The sequence below is a fragment of the Flagellimonas flava genome (assembly GCF_050617915.1).
In the GTDB taxonomy this organism is placed as follows: Bacteria; Bacteroidota; Bacteroidia; order Flavobacteriales; family Flavobacteriaceae; genus Flagellimonas; species Flagellimonas flava_A.
This window is the reverse complement of record NZ_JBODQE010000003.1, coordinates 1-17,715: the sequence shown is the minus strand read 5'-3', so window position 1 is coordinate 17,715 and position 17,715 is coordinate 1. Positions and strand designations below refer to the sequence as shown.

At 38.5% G+C, this 17,715-nt stretch carries 13 protein-coding genes; 6 read left to right on the top strand and 7 right to left on the bottom strand.

Annotated elements, in window-relative coordinates; all coding sequences use genetic code 11:
- Positions 1–320: 320 nt before the first annotated feature.
- The 7 genes from ACRHOZ_RS08605 to ACRHOZ_RS08575 form a co-directional block, all read right to left on the bottom strand.
- Positions 321–1,130 carry a Cof-type HAD-IIB family hydrolase gene (locus tag ACRHOZ_RS08605; protein ID WP_431124669.1) on the bottom strand — a complete coding sequence of 270 codons (810 nt, stop codon included), beginning with the start codon at positions 1,128–1,130 and terminating at the stop codon, positions 321–323.
- A gap of 58 nt (positions 1,131–1,188) precedes the next feature.
- Positions 1,189–1,950 carry a polyphosphate--glucose phosphotransferase gene (ppgK, locus tag ACRHOZ_RS08600; RefSeq protein WP_431124666.1) on the bottom strand — a complete coding sequence of 254 codons (762 nt, stop codon included), beginning with the start codon at positions 1,948–1,950 and terminating at the stop codon, positions 1,189–1,191.
- A gap of 105 nt (positions 1,951–2,055) precedes the next feature.
- The gene (locus ACRHOZ_RS08595; RefSeq protein ID WP_431124664.1) at positions 2,056–3,801 is read right to left on the bottom strand and encodes a RagB/SusD family nutrient uptake outer membrane protein; all 1,746 of its coding nucleotides are present in this window, start codon (positions 3,799–3,801) and stop codon (positions 2,056–2,058) included.
- A 12-nt stretch (positions 3,802–3,813) separates the two neighbouring features.
- Entirely contained in the window at positions 3,814–6,975 is a 3,162-nt protein-coding gene (locus tag ACRHOZ_RS08590; RefSeq protein WP_431124662.1) for a SusC/RagA family TonB-linked outer membrane protein, read from the bottom strand.
- A 15-nt stretch (positions 6,976–6,990) separates the two neighbouring features.
- The gene (locus ACRHOZ_RS08585; RefSeq protein WP_431124660.1) at positions 6,991–8,613 is read right to left on the bottom strand and encodes a glycoside hydrolase family 32 protein; all 1,623 of its coding nucleotides are present in this window, start codon (positions 8,611–8,613) and stop codon (positions 6,991–6,993) included.
- Positions 8,614–8,661: 48 nt separating this feature from the next.
- Complete coding sequence (locus ACRHOZ_RS08580; protein ID WP_431124658.1) at positions 8,662–10,002, bottom strand: sugar porter family MFS transporter; 1,341 nt, start codon at positions 10,000–10,002, stop codon at positions 8,662–8,664.
- 233 nt (positions 10,003–10,235) lie between these two features.
- The gene (locus ACRHOZ_RS08575; RefSeq protein WP_431124656.1) at positions 10,236–12,977 is read right to left on the bottom strand and encodes a substrate-binding domain-containing protein; all 2,742 of its coding nucleotides are present in this window, start codon (positions 12,975–12,977) and stop codon (positions 10,236–10,238) included.
- A 491-nt stretch (positions 12,978–13,468) separates the two neighbouring features.
- Between ACRHOZ_RS08575 and ACRHOZ_RS08570 the strand changes: the two genes are divergently transcribed.
- From ACRHOZ_RS08570 to ACRHOZ_RS08545, 6 genes are all read left to right on the top strand, one after another.
- Positions 13,469–13,738, top strand: a complete 270-nt coding sequence (locus tag ACRHOZ_RS08570) for a helix-turn-helix domain-containing protein (protein WP_431124654.1) — start codon at positions 13,469–13,471, stop codon at positions 13,736–13,738.
- A gap of 75 nt (positions 13,739–13,813) precedes the next feature.
- Positions 13,814–15,019, top strand: coding sequence for a primase-helicase family protein (locus ACRHOZ_RS08565; RefSeq protein WP_431124652.1), 1,206 nt, complete (start codon positions 13,814–13,816; stop codon positions 15,017–15,019).
- A 208-nt stretch (positions 15,020–15,227) separates the two neighbouring features.
- Complete coding sequence (locus tag ACRHOZ_RS08560; RefSeq protein WP_431124650.1) at positions 15,228–16,136, top strand: toprim domain-containing protein; 909 nt, start codon at positions 15,228–15,230, stop codon at positions 16,134–16,136.
- Between the two features lie 45 nt (positions 16,137–16,181).
- On the top strand, positions 16,182–16,478 hold the full coding sequence (gene mbpA / locus ACRHOZ_RS08555; RefSeq protein WP_431124648.1) for a mobilization protein MbpA: 297 nt from the start codon (positions 16,182–16,184) through the stop codon (positions 16,476–16,478).
- Positions 16,475–17,344, top strand: a complete 870-nt coding sequence (locus ACRHOZ_RS08550) for a relaxase/mobilization nuclease domain-containing protein (RefSeq protein ID WP_431124646.1) — start codon at positions 16,475–16,477, stop codon at positions 17,342–17,344. The genes mbpA and ACRHOZ_RS08550 overlap by 4 nt, the downstream gene beginning before the upstream one ends.
- A gap of 12 nt (positions 17,345–17,356) precedes the next feature.
- Positions 17,357–17,715, top strand: a 359-nt coding sequence (locus ACRHOZ_RS08545; protein ID WP_431124644.1) for a DUF6730 family protein, incomplete at its 3' end; no start/stop codon positions are given.

The following is a 17,715-nucleotide window of genomic DNA, read 5'->3' as shown; positions in this document are numbered from 1 at the left end:
TCATTTGCACGCAATTTGCACGCAAAACGGGTTTTAAATTAAGCTTGGTAATATTTGATACAGATTAGTCTATTTTGATGTTTTTTCACCCTTCGCAGTATAGTTTTTTTGAAAAGTATAACATCTATAGTATTCTTTAACTTCAATATTAGATTGAGGAATCTAAGTCCTATAAAAGGTCAATTAACGAGAATATTAAAAAAGACCAAAAAAAGGACACTCTTAAGTATAGTTATTATGTTTAGATAAAAGCGTCTTAAAAATCGGCCAATTTAAAACACAAACACAATTTTCGATGTTTCCATATAGCAAAACTAATTTTATTTCTGAGTTATAAGATGTTGCCTAATAAAGTGAGCAACCCCGTCATCAGTATTCTTCAAAGTAATTTTGTCTGCACTGGTCTTTACCTCAGGCCTAGCATTCCCAACAGCTACCCCACAACCGGCTTTTTGCAACATTTCAATATCATTAAAATTATCTCCAAAGGAAATAACATCATCAAGAGTTTGGTTTTTTTTTAATAGTTTTTTAATACCCAAGAGTTTAGATGTGCCTATGGGAGCCACCTCAAGAATCGTATTATTTGAGCGGTACCAAACAAGCCTTGAATCAAATTGTTCACTGAAAGAAATAGCCATTGAGTCCAAGGCTTCTTTTTCTCCCATGAGCATCAGTTTGTGTGCTCCAATGTCCCTCATTTTCCATTCACTAATGGTTTCTTTGATTGGCCTGAATACGGGAGTAATTCGAGTATATTCTATTTCTTTTTGGATACACTCGGTGTTATGAGAGGTATACCATTCATCCCTATGATAAAGCCCAAGTTTTACCCCATTCGCTATGGCGAGTTGATTTACGGATTGGACAATGTCTATTGGCAACTCTATTGAAAAAATACAGTTCAATCTATCTAAAATCAAAGCACCATTGTAACAAATAATCGGGTTATCTAGAATACCTAATCGCTCTTGTAGATATCTCATTGCTTTTGGCATTCTCGCTGATACCAAGATTACTTTTAGATATTGCTTTATCTGTGAAATTTCAGAAATCGTAACATCTGAAACATCACTTTTAGTTGACAACAATGTGCCATCTAAATCTGTACATAGAATTTTGTATTTCATTTTCAATAACTGAAAATTCAAACGTCATTTTTAAAAGAATGGATTTTACGATCAATGGTTATTGTGTCATATCCAAACAAGATTTGGCATGAAGGGCAGCCCCAATAATACCTGCGTTATTTCCGAATTGCGCGAGATGCAATGGTATATTGACCGAAAGATTTTCTTTGAACAATTCAAACTTTTTGCTTAAACCACCTCCAATTACGAAATGATCAGGAGACATCACCCTTTTGACATGGGTTAGAAAGAAATCAAACCTTGCAGCCCAATCTTTTAATTCAAGATTTTCTAATTTTCTTACACGGCCAGAGGCATAAAATTCTATAGGTCTTCCATCTTTGTAAAGTACCCTCCCCAATTCAATATTTGGAATCAAAACGCCATTATAAAATACGCCCGACCCCAGTCCTGTACCAATAGTAACCATAATAACCTTTCCGTTCAAGCCCTTGCCTGCACCCAATTGAACTTCGGCCATTCCTGCTAGGTCAGCATCATTGCCTAAATAAAACTTACTATCAGGACATTTTGATTCAAATAAAGTATCTATTTGAATACCTATCCAATCATCTGACATGTTACCTGCGGTCATACACTCGCCTTTTTCAACAACCATGGGAAAGCTACACCCAACTACACCTTTCCATTCCAACTTGTCAATCAAATCGCGAACCGTATTGGCAACCGCATAGGGTGTTGGGAGTTGAGGTGTTGGAATTCTTAGTCGTTCGGATACCAATTCAGCTGTTTTGACATTCACAACTGCTCCCTTGATGCCCGATCCACCAATATCAATTCCTAGAATTTTGTATTGCATAATTTCTCCTAAAAAGAACACGGGCTATTAAACCCGTGTCCACTTAACTAAACTAACTCAAACTATAGATTACGCTACTAACCTATTTTTTATAGAAATGGCATGTTAATATCCTGGATTCTGTGCATAAACCCCGCCAGTAAAATCAATTTCTCTCTGTGGGATTGGATAATATTCATCTCTTCCAGCGGTAAACTGTGCATTGGCCAGAAAATCACGCTTTGTACTTTCTTCTGCTAAATACGCATTCAAAGTTTCAGCAGCGATACCCCATCGTACCAAATCAAACCATCTATGCCCTTCCATTCCGAATTCCAATCTTCGCTCAAACTGTAATGCCTTTAAAGCAAAAGCCTGATCTGGAAAAGATGCATATTGCCCAACATTGTAGATATCCTGGGCACCAGCATCAATCGGTCTCTGGGTACTTGCTGCAGCTCTGGCCCTTATTTGGTTTATAATAGGTAATGCCTCATCTTGCCTATCCAATTGTATCAATGCCTCTGCCTTCATTAATAAGACATCGGCATATCTTATAAAATCAACATTCTTTGACGTGCCCACAAATGGACCTTCTTTTACATAACATGAGCAATCGGGAGCTTGTTGCTCCTTCATGTTTCCAAAATAACCATAAACGCCAGGGTCTCTTGCCCAGCTAAAATTATAGACCATATCACCAGGGCTATTAACAGTATTTCTGTATTTAAAAGGACGACCTGGAATACCTACAGTGTGATCCAATCTGGGGTCGACCGTCAAACCTGCATCAGGTGGAGTTTCACCATTGGCATCAACATTGGTAAATATATCAGCATCGTTGAATGTATCCAATAATGGCAATCCACTGGCATCCGTTTTGAAAGCATTCACCATATTTTGACTAGCAAGGTGAAAGCCACAGCAACCATAAAGACCAGTACCGTGCGGCGAATTGAGTCCTGTAACAAAACTGACCCTACTTACCGTAGTTCCATCGTTAATTGAAAATTGTGCTGCCCAAATAGACTCTGGGCCGTTGTCAAATCCGTCAAGGAAATTCTCTCCAAAATCGGGCTGCAGACTTCCTGTTACTTCATCGGCAAAAGTTATCACCTCTTCTAGTCTCGATGTATTTATGTTAGTAACCTGATGTTGGTCATTTTGCTCATATGCCTGAAACAATCTAAGTTTGGCTAAATACGCAGCAGCAGCATTTCTATCAGCTCTACCCACTTGGTCTTGTGCCTGAGGTAGGTTGTTGTATGCAAATAGGAAATCTTCAGCAATTGTATTCCAAAGGGCATCATTGTCAACCTCATTACTTACCTGGGCAGCTTCCTCTTGTGACAATTCTTCTGTGATATAAGGAATTTTCTTAAACAACAATTTCAGCACAAAATGTGAATGTGCCCTCAAAAACCTTAATTCTGCTTGTCTAAGGGTTTTTTCGGCATATTCTGCATCCGGAATTTCGTTTATAACAGATAAGGCGAAATTGGCTCTTGAAATGGCTGCATAGTAATTGGTCCACGTTCTAGGACCAAACCAATCCAATGGATCATCTGCCACGGTAAGATTGTATTGTTCATAACGGTCAACAATATCAACATCACCTCTACCACCACCTCCTTTGTAAGAGTCATCAGATCTAACACTGCCAAAGGCCCACATATGGGTCAATGGCCCAACCATATCATCATTTGCAATACCAGCGTAAGCTGCTACAACCAAGGCTTCTGCATTTTCGGCAGTTGCCACATTTTCATTGGACAAAACCCCTTCAGGTTCGTAATCTAAAAAGTCTTCGGAACAAGCCACAAAAAGTAAAGAGGCAAAAATTCCTAAAAAGAATAATTTATTATTTTTCATGATTTGCAATTTTTAAAAGTTTAAGTTAAGTCCCACAGAATATACCGTTGGTACTGGAATTCTGTTCACATCGGTACGCTCAGGGTCTGAGCCTATATAGTCATCTGGTGTTATCCAAAACAAATTTTCACCCTGCAGATATACCCGAAAACCAGTCATTGGCCCCAATTTGCTAATCAAATTATCGGGAAGGGAATATCCTATTTGAAGATTTCTCAACTTAAAATAAGAGTTCTTTCTAAAAAGATAATCTGAAGTCCTTAAATCATTGAATGCCAATGATAATGAAGGAATGTCTGTATTTGTGTTTGTTGGTGTCCAAGCGTTTAAAACTCCCAATCCTGCATTTTCTCTACCCTGAACAAAATTGTTCCAAAAAATGTAAGGATCCTGACCGATTCTTCCAGCAACTCCCGAACCGAATGCTGAAAAATCCCAATTTTTATAATTGACATTCAATCGAATACCATATTCCAAATCAGGAAGTGTAGTACCTATGAAATCTCTATCATCTGCATCGATTACCCCGTCATTATTTAAATCTTGAAATTTAAGACCTCCGGGTCTTGCCCCAACCTGAGAAGCACTGGCATCGACATCTGCTTGACTTTGAAACAAGCCATCTGTTCTATAACCAAAAATTGAAAATTGCGACTTTCCAATAATCGAATTGTCCACCGTACCAGGAAATGAGGAAACAACCTCATCAGGCAGTTCCGTAATTTCATCCTTAAAAGCCCCAAAATTGGTGGCAACTGTAAAAGAAAGACCATTGTCAAATGATTTTGAATACTGCAAATACAGCTCCCAACCTTTTGTTTCTGTAGTTGCACCATTAAGTGTTCTCAACTGACCTTCGCCTATAACCGAGGCAATTGGAGGCGTTGTCAAAATATCGCTGGTTTCTCTTGTAAAATAATCGAAGGAACCTATCAAAGAGTTATTGAACATTGCGAAATCAACCCCTAAGTTCAGCTCCTTTGTGGTCTCCCATTTTAATTCTGAGTTCGCAGCTTGTATAGAAACAAAACCTGAGGGTAGATTACCTGTATCGGCACCATTCAAGTCATAAGCGGTACCCACATTATAAAAAGTATTAAAGAAAAAGGTATCTCCAGTTGCCTGTACTTGGTTTGGTCCATATCTTGATTCAAACAATCCAAACCTAGCAACATCACCAATAGACTGGTTACCTACCTCACCATAACCTGCTCTGAATTTTAAGCTGTTGACAACATCGTTTTCTTTCCAAAAATCTTCATTACTGATTCTCCAACCTAGGGTTCCTGCAGGAAAAACACCATACCTATTATCGGGGCCAAATCTGGAAGAACCATCACGGCGTAATGTAAAAGACGCTAAGTACCGATCACTAAACGCATAATTGATTTTGCCAAATTGCGAAAGCAATCTACTACCTGTTGATGAACCCGTATTTGTTCTTGCGCCTGTTGCTGCATCCAACTGAAAGAACGATTCGTTTTCTACCGCAAAGCCATCAGCCTGTGCAAGAACACTTGAAAAATCATCCTTTATAGACTCAGTGCCTACTAAAAAACCAAAGCGATGGTCGCCCAATTCCAGATCATATTTCAATGTATTGGTAAAGGCAACACTTGTGAATTTGTTGGTATCCTCAATTAAGCGGTTGTTACTTCTTGTAATGAAACCATTACTTACTCTACGCTCGATATCCCTTCTTTTGAAATCACCATAGTCCAAACCAATACTTGTTCTAAAGGTTAGATTATCGATAATATCTACTTCGGCATAAACATTCCCAAAAATAGTAGTACGATCAGTATTGTCATCACTATTAATTGACTGCATCAGTACGGGGTTGTTCCTATCGGAATAACCTGCTCCCAACGGACCGGCAAATTCACCATTGGCGTCAAAAACGGGCAGCGTAGGGGCCAATGTAATGGCCAAGCTGGGTACTGGAGCACTACCGACATCCGGAGATGCCAAAGTCTCATCTGAAGTGGAGATTTGAGTGTTTATTCCAAATCTAACCTTGTTATCAAAAAGGTTGAAATTTGAATTTAGTTTTGCTGTATACCTTTCATAGTCAGTAAACTTCAATATCCCCGTATTCTTTAAATGCCCAATATTAATAAGGTGAAAAGAGTTATCGGTACCACCCGAGACCGTTAATTCGTTATTGAATACATAACCGGTTTCATAGGTTTCATCTTGCCAATCGGTATCGCCAGCAGGTACGTTGGAATCTCCGCCAACGAAAGGTTGAATGGTGACACTATTTAGAACAGGATTATTAAAATCATTGTTCCAATCAAAATTATAGATTTCTCCATACCCTCCAGTTGGATCAGCACCATCGTTTACCGAAGCTTGCCACAATGCCTCCCCCCGTTGTACAGCGTTCAACATATCATATCGCTGTTGTTTTTCAGAAAGAACGGAAACATTTGAATTGATGCTTACACTAAATTTTTCACCACCAGCAGCATTAGCCCTGTTCTTTGTGGTTACAATGATGACACCATTACCTGCTCGCGCTCCATACAAAGAAGAAGCTGATGCATCTTTTAAGACTTGAACTGATGAGATAGTGCTGGGGTTGATGCTGGCTAATACTTCTGGCCTTACGGTCGGAACACCATCTATAACATATAAAGGATCATTGTTGCCCAATGTTGTTGCACCGCGAATAAGGATTCTGCTAGCGGTACCTGTTGGGTCGCCTGATTTTTCAATGAAAAGTCCTGGAACCCTACCTTGCAATGCTTGAATCGGACTACCTGAGCTTAAACTCTGACCTTCTATGGGTGCAATATCAACTACTGTAATTGCCCCTGTCAGGTCTACTTTACGCTCTGCGGTATAACCCGTGATTACAACTTCATCTAGTTGTTGCGCATCAACCTGAAGCACTACGCTAATAGTACTCTGACCGTTAACGGCAACATCCGTCGCTAAAAAACCGACATAGCTAAATCTTAAGGTAGCGTCTGAGGGTACATTATCAAGTGTGTAGTTGCCATCAAAATCAGTTTGGGTGCCATTGGTGGTCCCCACAACAATTACCGATGCACCGGGCAACGGCATGCCATCGTCTTGCGATGTAACCGTACCAGTGACAGTTCCTTGTGCCAGTAAGAAACTGGTCGGAACCATCATTAATAGAAATAATAAAAGTTTCAATTTCATGATAGAGAGTTTTAGTTAATTTTTTAGTTCATGTATTTCAATTGAGTCAAGCATTAAATCTTGATTTTCAGTTTCTATTGTCAACGAATTAAAAGGTTCAGAGGGAAAAAATATCTCCGTCATTACCGTTCTTCCTTCATCAAAAAATAGCTCGATGGAGGTTTTGTCCAATAGTATTTTTAAGGTCAGTTTTTCTTCTTCAGAAATTCTCGGTGCCCATGAGGTTTTATCACCAAAGTCTTCTGAAAATCCTACTTTTCCGGATTGACCTCTATCAATGTAAAAAGCCTTTTTACTTGCATCATATCCAAAGAGGAGCTTCTCATTTTTGTTATTTCTTAATATCAGCGAGAACGATTTTCCGTTAACATCGGAAATTTCTAAGTTGACCTCAGATTTTGTTAAGTCAATTTTTTTAGAATCAATCAGTTTGGTACTATTAGCAACATGAACACTTTCATCTTTGAATTTGACTGTTCTGTAGTTTTGCGCTTCCCGTACTGGAAGAACTTTTAGCCGGTAGGTGTCTTCTTTGGTCAATTTTAACTCTCTGGCTATAGTCATGCTACCTCGCCATTTCTCTGTAGGAACCTCATTTGCGTATTGCCAGTTCGACATCCAGCTTATGAAAAGTCTTCTTCCATCACTATCAGGAATATTCGACCATGTGACCCCCGCGTAGTTATCCTTTCCAAAATCAACCCAGAAATCATGCTCTTTATTCATTGCCATGGCAAATTCGGGGTCAACGATAAAGTTTTGCCCATCAAAATCGCCAACGAAATACTGTGTTGCGCTACCACCGTTGGGGCCACCTGAGCCAATACTTACAATATGAACCCATTTGATCTCATCAGAATCCTCGACCTGCATTGGAAAAAGATCAGGACACTCCCAAACACCTTCATGGTTTCCTAATCCATCACCAAACTCTGACGCCAGATTCCATTCTTTTAGATTATTTGAGGTATAGAACATCGTTTTTTGTCCAGCGGCTAGGGTTAAAACCCATTGATTATTGTCGACATCCCAAATAACTTTGGGGTCCCTAAAATCTCGAAGATTAGGGTTTTCGATAACCGGATTGACTTCATACTTATTCCAAGTTAATCCCTCATCAAAGGAATAGGCAATACTCTGTGTCTCCACATCGATTCTTTCGTTCTTTGCCTTCTGGGGGTCATGGCTTGTATAAATTGCAACCACTGGTGATTGGCCTTCTTTTCCAAATCCTGAAGTATTGTTCACGTCCACTACGGCACTTCCTGAGAAAATATAGCCCAATTCGTCAGGATAAAGAGCAATCGGTTGCTCACGCCATGTAATCATATCAGTGCTGATGGCATGTCCCCAATGCATTGGCCCCCATTTATTTCCTTCAGGGTGATATTGAAAGTACAGGTGGTAATACCCATTGTAGAAAAACATACCATTGGGGTCGTTTATCCAGTTTTCTTTAGGAGTAAAATGAAAGTTGGGCCGATACAATTCTTCTTCAGTGGATTCATCCGCAATTTTTTGGTCAGATTCAGAGTAAGTGTTCTTGTTCTTGCAAGCCGTTACCACGCAAAACACGATGATAGGCAGAGCATATTTTCCAATTTGTAGGAGCATTGATTTTATTTTTTGTGTTTGCATCTTTTTATTTTTTATGGCGGACAATATGTTTTCCCGTTTGAATCGTTTTTATAATCCTGCGACCTTTGGTTTTTTGGATTTTACTAGTTTTTTGCTGAGTTCTTCCAATGAAATTCCCTTAGTTTCAGGCATCATAAATGCGACGAACAGCAATTGCAATACCATCATAAAAGCAAAGAAGGCGAAAACTGTCCCTGGGCCAATGGCAGTAAAAAGAACCGGGACCAAAGAAGGTACCACTGCTGCTAGAATCCAATGAACAGAACAACCAAATGACTGGCCTGAACTTCTTAAATGGTTTGGAAAAATCTCAGAAATAAAAACCCATATAACAGTGCCTTGACCGATGGCATGTGCGCCAATGAACATGAAAAGTAATATTGGCATGGTCAACCCTCCCCAGTTAAAAAAGAAGGCACATGAAACCAAGGTAAGCGAAACTATATAGCCTATTGAGCCATAGTACATAAGTTGTTTTCTACCCAGTCTATCGATAAGATTGATTCCGATCAGCGTGAAAATTAGGTTTGCCAAGCCTACACCAATACTACCTATAAGCGCTGAACTTTCTTCAAGACCCGATTCAATAAGGATTCTAGGTGCATAGTAGAGAAATGCATTTATGCCGGATAATTGATTAAAAAAAGCAATTAAAAAGGCAAGTAGCAGTGGAAAGCGATATTTTTTTATAAAAATATTTTCTCCTGAAGATGCCCCTTTACTTTCTTCTTGAATTTCAAGCATCAGTTTTTCGACATCTTTTTCAGGGTCTATAAGTTTAAGCACTTTGCCCGCTTCGTCATTTCTTGATTTGGTCAAAAGCCATCTGGGACTCTTAGGAAGGCTGAGTGCGAATATTGTGTAGATAAACGCGGGTATGGCTTCAACCCCAACCATCCAACGCCATGCACTTTCACCAATACCACTCAATAAGTAGTTTGAAAGAAAAGCTACCAGGATTCCAAGTACTATATTAAATTGGTAAAGACCTACCAATCTTCCGCGGTCTTTTGGTGGAGCTATTTCGGATATGTAGGCTGGTGCGGCAATGGTTGAAGCTCCCACTCCCAATCCACCAATAAATCTGAATGCCGCAAAAGTGTAGGGATCATTTGCCATGGCTGAACCCACTGCAGAAATGGTGTAAAGAATTCCAATCCAAATCAATGTTTTTTTTCGGCCCAGTTTATTGGTAGGGATACCTCCCAGCATGGCACCAACTACAGTTCCCCATAATGCCATTCCAATAACAACCGTACCATGAAATACATCTGAAGATTCCCATAATGATTGCAGTTTTTTCTCAGCTCCAGAGATAACTACAGTATCGAAGCCAAACAGAAACCCGGCCAGTGCTGCCGTGATTGACCAAACTAATATTTTTTTCATTTTCGTAATTAAGTCGTCTAAGTGCTAAGATATTCTCAAAATAATGGACTTAATACTGATGATGTTGCAATATGTTATGGTTTCGTTAAGAGAAAAGGATTTACAATTTAAATACCTAAATATCAGTGTCTTAAATAAAATATCTATTAAACTGAAAAGTTAGTAGATATAAAATGGTTACATCAATCTCTAAAATTGATACCTATTTAAGGAATAAATACTACTGACGGAATCTACAGCGATTTTCGATGTGCCATTGGGGAAACCCCATATTTATTTTTGAAGGCAGTTGAAAAATAATTGGGCGTAGAGAAACCAATACTATACGCAATTTCTGAAATACTTAACGAGGTATTATCAAGCAGTCCCTTGGCTTTTTCTAATTTGAAGTTGTTGATATAGTCGCTTACACTTATTCCCAACATAGCTTTTACCTTTCTATAAAGCTGAACACGTGAAAGATTAAGGCTTTCAGCCAATTGTTCAACGGAGAAATCATTATTATCTAAATTGTCATGTATTTGCTTATTCAAACCTTGTACAAATTCTTGCTCTAAATTACCAAAGGTTTCAAAATGGTCAATTTTGTGAATGTTATGTGTAAAATACACACGTAGTTTTTCCCTGTTATATAAAAGTGTTTTAATCGATTGCACCAAAATTGAATAGCTAAACGGTTTAGTTAAGTACAGATCAGCTCCCGATTTTAACCCTTTCATATAGGATTCTTTATTACCTAAAGCAGTCAATACAATAATTGGAATATGTGATGTGCGTAAATCTTGCTTCAAAATTTCACAAATTTCAAAACCGCTTTTATCTGGCAGCATAATATCACAGATGATAATATCCGGTATGGTTTCTAGGGCTTTATCTATGGCATCTGTTCCATCTGATATGTAAATCTTATATTCTTGTCTTAATTTATTTCCTAAAAAGGCAGAGAGTTCCCTGTTGTCTTCTATTATTAGCACACTATATTTTTCTTCCCCTTCTTGGGATTGCTCGATCAAATAATCTTCCTTTTCCATGGAATTTAACATAAAATCCATATGGTCTGCACCTATCAAATCTGGTTCAACGGTTATTTCATCATCGCTAAAATGAGCACTGCCTTTATATAGGGTAACAATAAATTCCGTACCATGAATTGAAGACACCTTTATTTCCCCTTTGTGCAGGGTAACAAATTCTTTACATAAATGAAGGCCAATACCTGAACTATTCTTTCGGTTATTGGAACCTTTAAAAAATGGCTGAAAAACATTTTTTATTTCGTTCTGTGGTATCCCGATTCCGGAGTCTTTAAAATGGATAGATACCTTGTTGCTTTCTTGATGGTCATTAATAGTAATATGAATCTTACCATTGTCAGGTGTGAACTTAAAGGCGTTGGAAAGAATATTGAAATAAACCTTATCTATCAAATTACGGTCGATGTATATATCCAAGTCATCATTATTGGTACTCAAACCAAAAGAAATATTCCTTCGCTTGGCTTCTCTTTTGAAATCATTGAAAATACTGTTAGAAAAAGCGAGCAAATTTGTTTTTGAAGCTCTTAGATTAAATTTTCGATCCTCAACTTTTCTGAAATCCAAAAGATTATTAATCAAGCGAAGCAGCCTATTAGAATTGTTGTAAATAAGCTCTACCTCGCTCAAAATCTGTATTCCTTTTACCTTGGCATTCTCACCTATTGATTCTATTGAGCTTAAAATCAAGGTGATGGGAGTTTTGAATTCGTGTGATAATCCTGTAAAGAAATTTACTTTGGCCTCATTGCTAACCTCTAATTCTTTTGCGAACTTTGAGATTTGGTTTTTTTGGATTGTTACCTGTTCGTTGGTTAGTTCTAGTTCTCTTTTCTTTTTCCTTATAGTAACCATTGAATATATACTATAAGCAGTCAGACTAAGAATAACTGCAGAAAGTACCATCATGAGTCTAAGCAGATTATTTTGGGCAGCATAGCGTTCTTCTTGATATGTTATGGCCGCAATCTGATTTTCAAGATCTTTCTGTTGGTCGTTTATCTTATCAAATTGGTTCTTCATGATGTCCGCATTGAAGCGGTCTATTACCGTAGTGTTCAACTTATTGTTTTTTTGAACATTTTCACCGTTTATCGCTTTTACAGCAACTTCAATGGCCTCAGCACCGCCCGTCGGATAGAGTATTGTGGCCTCCAAAATACCCCTAAGGACTGATTCAATGCCGCCATCTCCACCTGCCAAACCATCTACACCAATAAATTTTATTTCCTTTTCACGACCTATGTCCCTCGCGACTTCCCAAGCTTGTAAAGCCATTTCATCATTAAAAGCGTACACATAATCAACTTTTTCTTTTTTAAGAGAATCAAGTAGTTCCTTAAATTTTTCTTTGTGTACACCACGATCAATACCCTTCATTCTGGCTAATAGTGTGACCCTTCTAAGGGTATCAATAATTTGCCTGAAGCCTTGACTTCTCTCGTTAACTGGTGACGATACATCTGAACCTCTTAATTCAATGACATTGCTATTTTCTTGAGTTGTTGAAGCTATATACCTACCAGCATTTCTTCCTACCTCTAAGTTATCGGCCCCAATAAAAGCTGTGTATTTTCCAGTATTGACTTTACGATCTAAAACAATTATCGGAATTCCTTTATCGTACGCTTTTTCGATAGAAGCAGCTATTGCATTTGGATCTAACGGAGAAATTATAATTGCGTCTACGCCATTTTTAATCATTAATTCAACATGACTAATTTGCTGCTGAATATCATTTTTGGCCTCATAAATTGTCAATTGTACTTCAGGATAAAGAGAAGCTTTTATCTTCATTGATTCGTTCATAGCATCACGCCAAGGATGGTCACTCAAACATTGTGAAAAAGCAATACGAATGGTGTTGTCCTTTTCACTTTTCTTACAAGAAAAAACCAACGATACTAGAAGAATAAAAAAAATGATGTTTTTTGAGGTCATATGTGAAAGTTACTCCTTATAAACTTAGTCAAAATTGTATAATGTTTATCTTTATTCTCTATAATACCAGTTGCCTGGTAAAACGAACGATTTTCAAGACAGTATTTTTCTAAAAAAATGTTTAGCTTACTGCCAGAGGTATTAAAACTAGAAACATGAAAACATGAAAATCTACCTTTTTAAATTGCCTATTTTCACATTTCTTCAGTTTTAGTTGTTGATAACCCTGTTTTTTTAGAGCAAATCAGGAATTTGGCTATATTAAGAACAGTTCCGTTTAGTATCAAATGAAACCAAATAAAATCAAGAGCTCTTCAACTCTATTAAATTTAAACCAATATAACATAACTTACTGTTTATCAATTATTTGTGAATAACTATTTGTTATCGTTTATTACTTCATTTGCTTTTTATCATACATTTATAATATCACTTTATAGAAAGAAAACAAAAGCGCTTTTGTTCATTTTTTAATCTAAAAAAGAAACAAAATGGACAATTTTTTAATACTCGAACGGTTCGACCGTTTGGAAAGACTGTTGATTGCCAATAAAGAGGTACTCACCTTTGAGGAAACCTGTGAGTATACCGGTATATCCAGAAGTTATCTGTACAAACTTACCGCCGCGGGGCATATCCCGCACTCCAAACCCAACGGGAAACTAATTTTTTTCGAAAGGAAGAAAATTGTCGATTGGCTGCTCCAAAACGAAAGGAAACCTATTCCTGAAATCGAAACTATAGCGGAACCAGTTCGTTAGGCAATACCAACCCTGGATTTTTGTCCATTCACAGTATGCCTCTGGAATCACCTTTGGCTTCTAAAACCTTATCATATGAAATCAATTCCTTATTTAAGGGTGGGCACTTCGTATTACAAACTGGTACAAGCGCCGACAATCGCGGGGCATTTTAATGAAATCCTGGTACACTGGAACATCGAGACCATTCGCCAGGACCATGGGAAGGATTACCTGAGTAAGGTGCCCAAGTACGATGGCTTTACCTGTATCCCGAGCCATATCGACTTCAAACAGGAATACAAAGGGTTCTACAATACCTATTCCCCATTACCGGCAATCCCCAAAGAAGGGGAATACCAAACCTCATTGGGTTTCGTCGAACACATATTCGGGAAGCACTATGAACTGGGATTGGACTACCTGCAATTACTGTATACAAAACCCGTACAGGTACTGCCCATTCTCTGCCTGGTCTCCAAGGAACGTTCCACGGGCAAGAGCACTTTTTTAAAATGGTTGAAGGCCATCTTCGAAAACAACCTGACCTATTTGACCAATGACAGTTTCAGCAGCCAGTTCAATGCGGATTGGGCGAACAAGCTGCTCATCTGCATCGACGAAGTACTATTCAACAAGGAAGAACTTACCGAGCGCATCAAATATCTGAGTACCACTAATATCAATAAACTGGAGGCAAAGGGAAAGGACAAGCGTGAGGTGGAGTTCTTTGGTAAGTTTATCCTGTGCAGCAACAATGAGGACAACTTTATCAAAATAGATGGGAACGAGACCCGTTTTTGGGTACTGAAGATACCAGTGCTCACTAAAGAGAAAACGGATTTCCTTCAACAACTCGTATCCGAAATACCTGCCTTTATGTTCTATCTAAAGCAGCGCAAGCTATATACGGCACACACCACTAGGATGTGGTTCTCGCCTAAACAGATTAGAACCCCTGCTTTGGCAAGGCTGGTGCAGAACAACCGGAACCGGGTGGAAAAGGAACTTGCCACAATCCTCTTGGGTGCCATGGAACAGTTTGATATATCAGAAATACACCTTTGCCCTCTGGATGCATTACAGCTTTTGAATAGGACACGAATAAAAACAGATTTGACACAGCTTAGAAGGTTACTGAAAAGAGATTGGAAACTAGAGAACAAGGACAACTCCCACAGTTATCAAAAACTGGTCATCTGGCAGGATGCCTCCATGCAGTTATTGGACGCCAAGGGACGCTACTTTACGGTGGAAAAATCCTTTTTAACGGAAAATTTTGATGAAACGATGACGGATTGAACTTTTACCAATGCCAGTCGATGCTTAGGCTGTCATCATTATAGCATCATTTGTTCATCAAAATAAAAAACGATGACAGGGAACTGGAGAAAAAATATGAAAACGATGAAACGATGAAGAATTTGATGATGAAGAAACCTAAGTAAACATTGACGATAGAAGAGATTATCATCAAATCATCAAAAAATTGCCCAAAACTATTTGGCTTATGAAAAAAGAAAGAACAAAAGGATTATCGTGTGAAAGAGCCCGAGCCTTTCCCATCGAAAGGGCACTGGCAAAACTCGGGCACTTTCCGACCAGGATAAACGAAAAAGAAGCTTGGTTCCTGAGTCCGTTCCGCTCAGAAACCCAAGCCTCTTTCAAGGTATCCAAGAAACTTAATAGATGGTACGACCACGGAGCGGGCAAAGGGGGCAATGTTATTGATCTTATTTGCCAAATCACCAAATCAACTGTAAAGGAAGCTTTAAAGGTAATCGAAGATGAGCAGATGGCTTTTTCTTTTCATCAGCTACCGGTCCATGAAAAAGAAGAAAACGATGAAAGAATAGCAGTAGGGGAGATTAAACCATTGACCCACTTTGCTCTAAAAGCATATCTGAAATCGCGGAAGATTTCAATACCGACAGCTAGGGACATCATCAAGGAAGTCCATTATCGATTCAAGGGCAAAACGTATTTTGCCGTAGGGTTAAAGAATGTCTCAGGAGGCTGGGAACTGCGGAATAAGTATGTAAAGAATTCCAGTTCACCAAAGGACATCACCCATATCAAAAATGGAAATGAAAAGCTCATTATTACCGAAGGGATGTTCGACCTATTATCCCTTTTGGAAAACGATACTAACCTAGCAATAGAATATGATTTTTTGGTATTGAACTCCACGGCCTTTATTCAAAAGGCTATGAAAACCATATCCGATTATGTCAACATTGACCTTTATTTGGACAACGATGGAAACGGAAGAAGAACCGCTCAAAAGCTGTTGGAGCAATCAAAAAACTGTAAGGACAAATCAGTACTGTACAAGGGGTTTAAGGATATGAACGAATGGCTAATTGACAATCAGAAGGATTCAAACGGGCAGGCAATTCAAGATGTGTCATTGTCATGACAATCTTGCTTTTTCTCCCGAAGGTCGCAAAAGAAAAAAAGGAAAATGAAAAGGGAGTTCATCCAGTTCCGGTGTAGCATCTATGAAAAGAAAATGCTCAAGCTCAAAGCCAAAAGGGCAGGACTCTCCCTATCCGAATATTGCCGTAGTTCAGCATTTGGCCATAACATCATCGAACGATTGACCCCAGAACAGTTGGAACATTATTCCCTGCTTGTCAAATACAAGAACAACTTTAAACGCATAAGCAATATGTTCAAGAAAAGGGACCCAAGGCTTTCCAAAGAAGTGGAACAGTTAGCTGATGAGATTAGAAAACATCTATACAACTTCAATAAATGATAGGAAAGGGTAAATCCATATCACATACCCAGGCTTCCATCTCCTATGGGTGGAACCAAGAAAAAGATGCGGAGATTATCCATAGCCAACATCTGGCCGGGGAGAACCCAAAAGAGATAACCGAAGAGTTCAAAATCATTCAGTCACAAAACCAAAGAACACAAAAGAATACTTTAAGTTTTGTGCTGAGCCCTAGTATCGATGATGGAAAAAAACTGTCCAAACAAGAACTAAAGGAACTCACTAAAAAGTTCCTTAAAGCAATGGACTTAAAAGAAAGACAGGCCATTGCCTTTGTTCATAGAGATAAAGAACATACCCATATCCATTTGTATGTAAATAGGATAGGATTTGATGGAAAGGCATACAATGACAGTTTTATCGGAAAGAAAAGCCAACAGAGGGCCTATGAGGTAGCAAAGGAAATGGGGCTTACCAATGCAAGGGATATCCAAAACCAAAGACTTGAACGAATCAAAGAAATCAGGAATGAAGTGAAAAAGATTCATGAGAACATCATGAAAATCGAAAGACCAAAAAGTTTGGACACCTATATCAAGCTGATGAAGGACAAGGGCATCAGGGTAATACCAAGCATTAACAAACAGAATAAACTTCAAGGCTTTCGATTTGAGTACAAAGGACAGAATTTGAAGGGAAGTGAAGTACACCGCTCAATGTCCGGAGGAAAGCTAATCTCTCAAATCACGGACAATATGAACAAGGGAATAGCACAACAAAAAACACCTACGGTAAAGCTCGCAGGAAAGGCTGTAGAACTGAGCTCCAATATGGTAACAGCTATAGCGAAACGAATAATAAAGAAGGCTATCAAAAGAACCATTGATCAAGGGATGGGAATTTAAACTAGGAACATTATGAAAAAAATGGACGATATCATGGAGCTGTTTATGGACGAAATAAACGGGTTCCAAAAGTCAATCGAAAAGTTAGAAGTTTTATCAAAAAGCCTAAATGAGATAAAAGTGAAAGCGGACACCTCAAATATGGAGTGGCACTTGAAAGAGAATCTGAAAAAGCAGGAAATAATCCATTCAGAAAGTCAACTAATATTGAGAGAAATCGATAAAAAGCTAAAACGGGCAAAGCTAATTCCCAAATGGTTGTTAGTATTTATTCTTTCGGCACTTATCCTATTAAGTGCAAAAAACGGGCATAGTATACCACCTTCGGCGGGTCAAAGTGAGCCACCCGCGGCGGACCAAAGTGAGCATAG

Bases quoted from the DNA above. Each gene is read 5' to 3' on its own strand.
- ACRHOZ_RS08595 (WP_431124664.1), bottom strand. From the start codon at position 3,801: ATGAAAAATAATAAATTATTCTTTTTAGGAATTTTTGCCTCTTTACTT.
- ppgK (WP_431124666.1), bottom strand. From the start codon at position 1,950: ATGCAATACAAAATTCTAGGAATTGATATTGGTGGATCGGGCATCAAG.
- ACRHOZ_RS08560 (WP_431124650.1), top strand. From the start codon at position 15,228: ATGAAAAAAGAAAGAACAAAAGGATTATCGTGTGAAAGAGCCCGAGCC.
- ACRHOZ_RS08565 (WP_431124652.1), top strand. From the start codon at position 13,814: ATGAAATCAATTCCTTATTTAAGGGTGGGCACTTCGTATTACAAACTG.
- ACRHOZ_RS08575 (WP_431124656.1), bottom strand. From the start codon at position 12,977: ATGACCTCAAAAAACATCATTTTTTTTATTCTTCTAGTATCGTTGGTT.
- ACRHOZ_RS08585 (WP_431124660.1), bottom strand. From the start codon at position 8,613: ATGCAAACACAAAAAATAAAATCAATGCTCCTACAAATTGGAAAATAT.
- mbpA (WP_431124648.1), top strand. From the start codon at position 16,182: ATGAAAAGGGAGTTCATCCAGTTCCGGTGTAGCATCTATGAAAAGAAA.
- ACRHOZ_RS08570 (WP_431124654.1), top strand. From the start codon at position 13,469: ATGGACAATTTTTTAATACTCGAACGGTTCGACCGTTTGGAAAGACTG.
- ACRHOZ_RS08550 (WP_431124646.1), top strand. From the start codon at position 16,475: ATGATAGGAAAGGGTAAATCCATATCACATACCCAGGCTTCCATCTCC.
- ACRHOZ_RS08605 (WP_431124669.1), bottom strand. From the start codon at position 1,130: ATGAAATACAAAATTCTATGTACAGATTTAGATGGCACATTGTTGTCA.
- ACRHOZ_RS08590 (WP_431124662.1), bottom strand. From the start codon at position 6,975: ATGAAATTGAAACTTTTATTATTTCTATTAATGATGGTTCCGACCAGT.
- ACRHOZ_RS08580 (WP_431124658.1), bottom strand. From the start codon at position 10,002: ATGAAAAAAATATTAGTTTGGTCAATCACGGCAGCACTGGCCGGGTTT.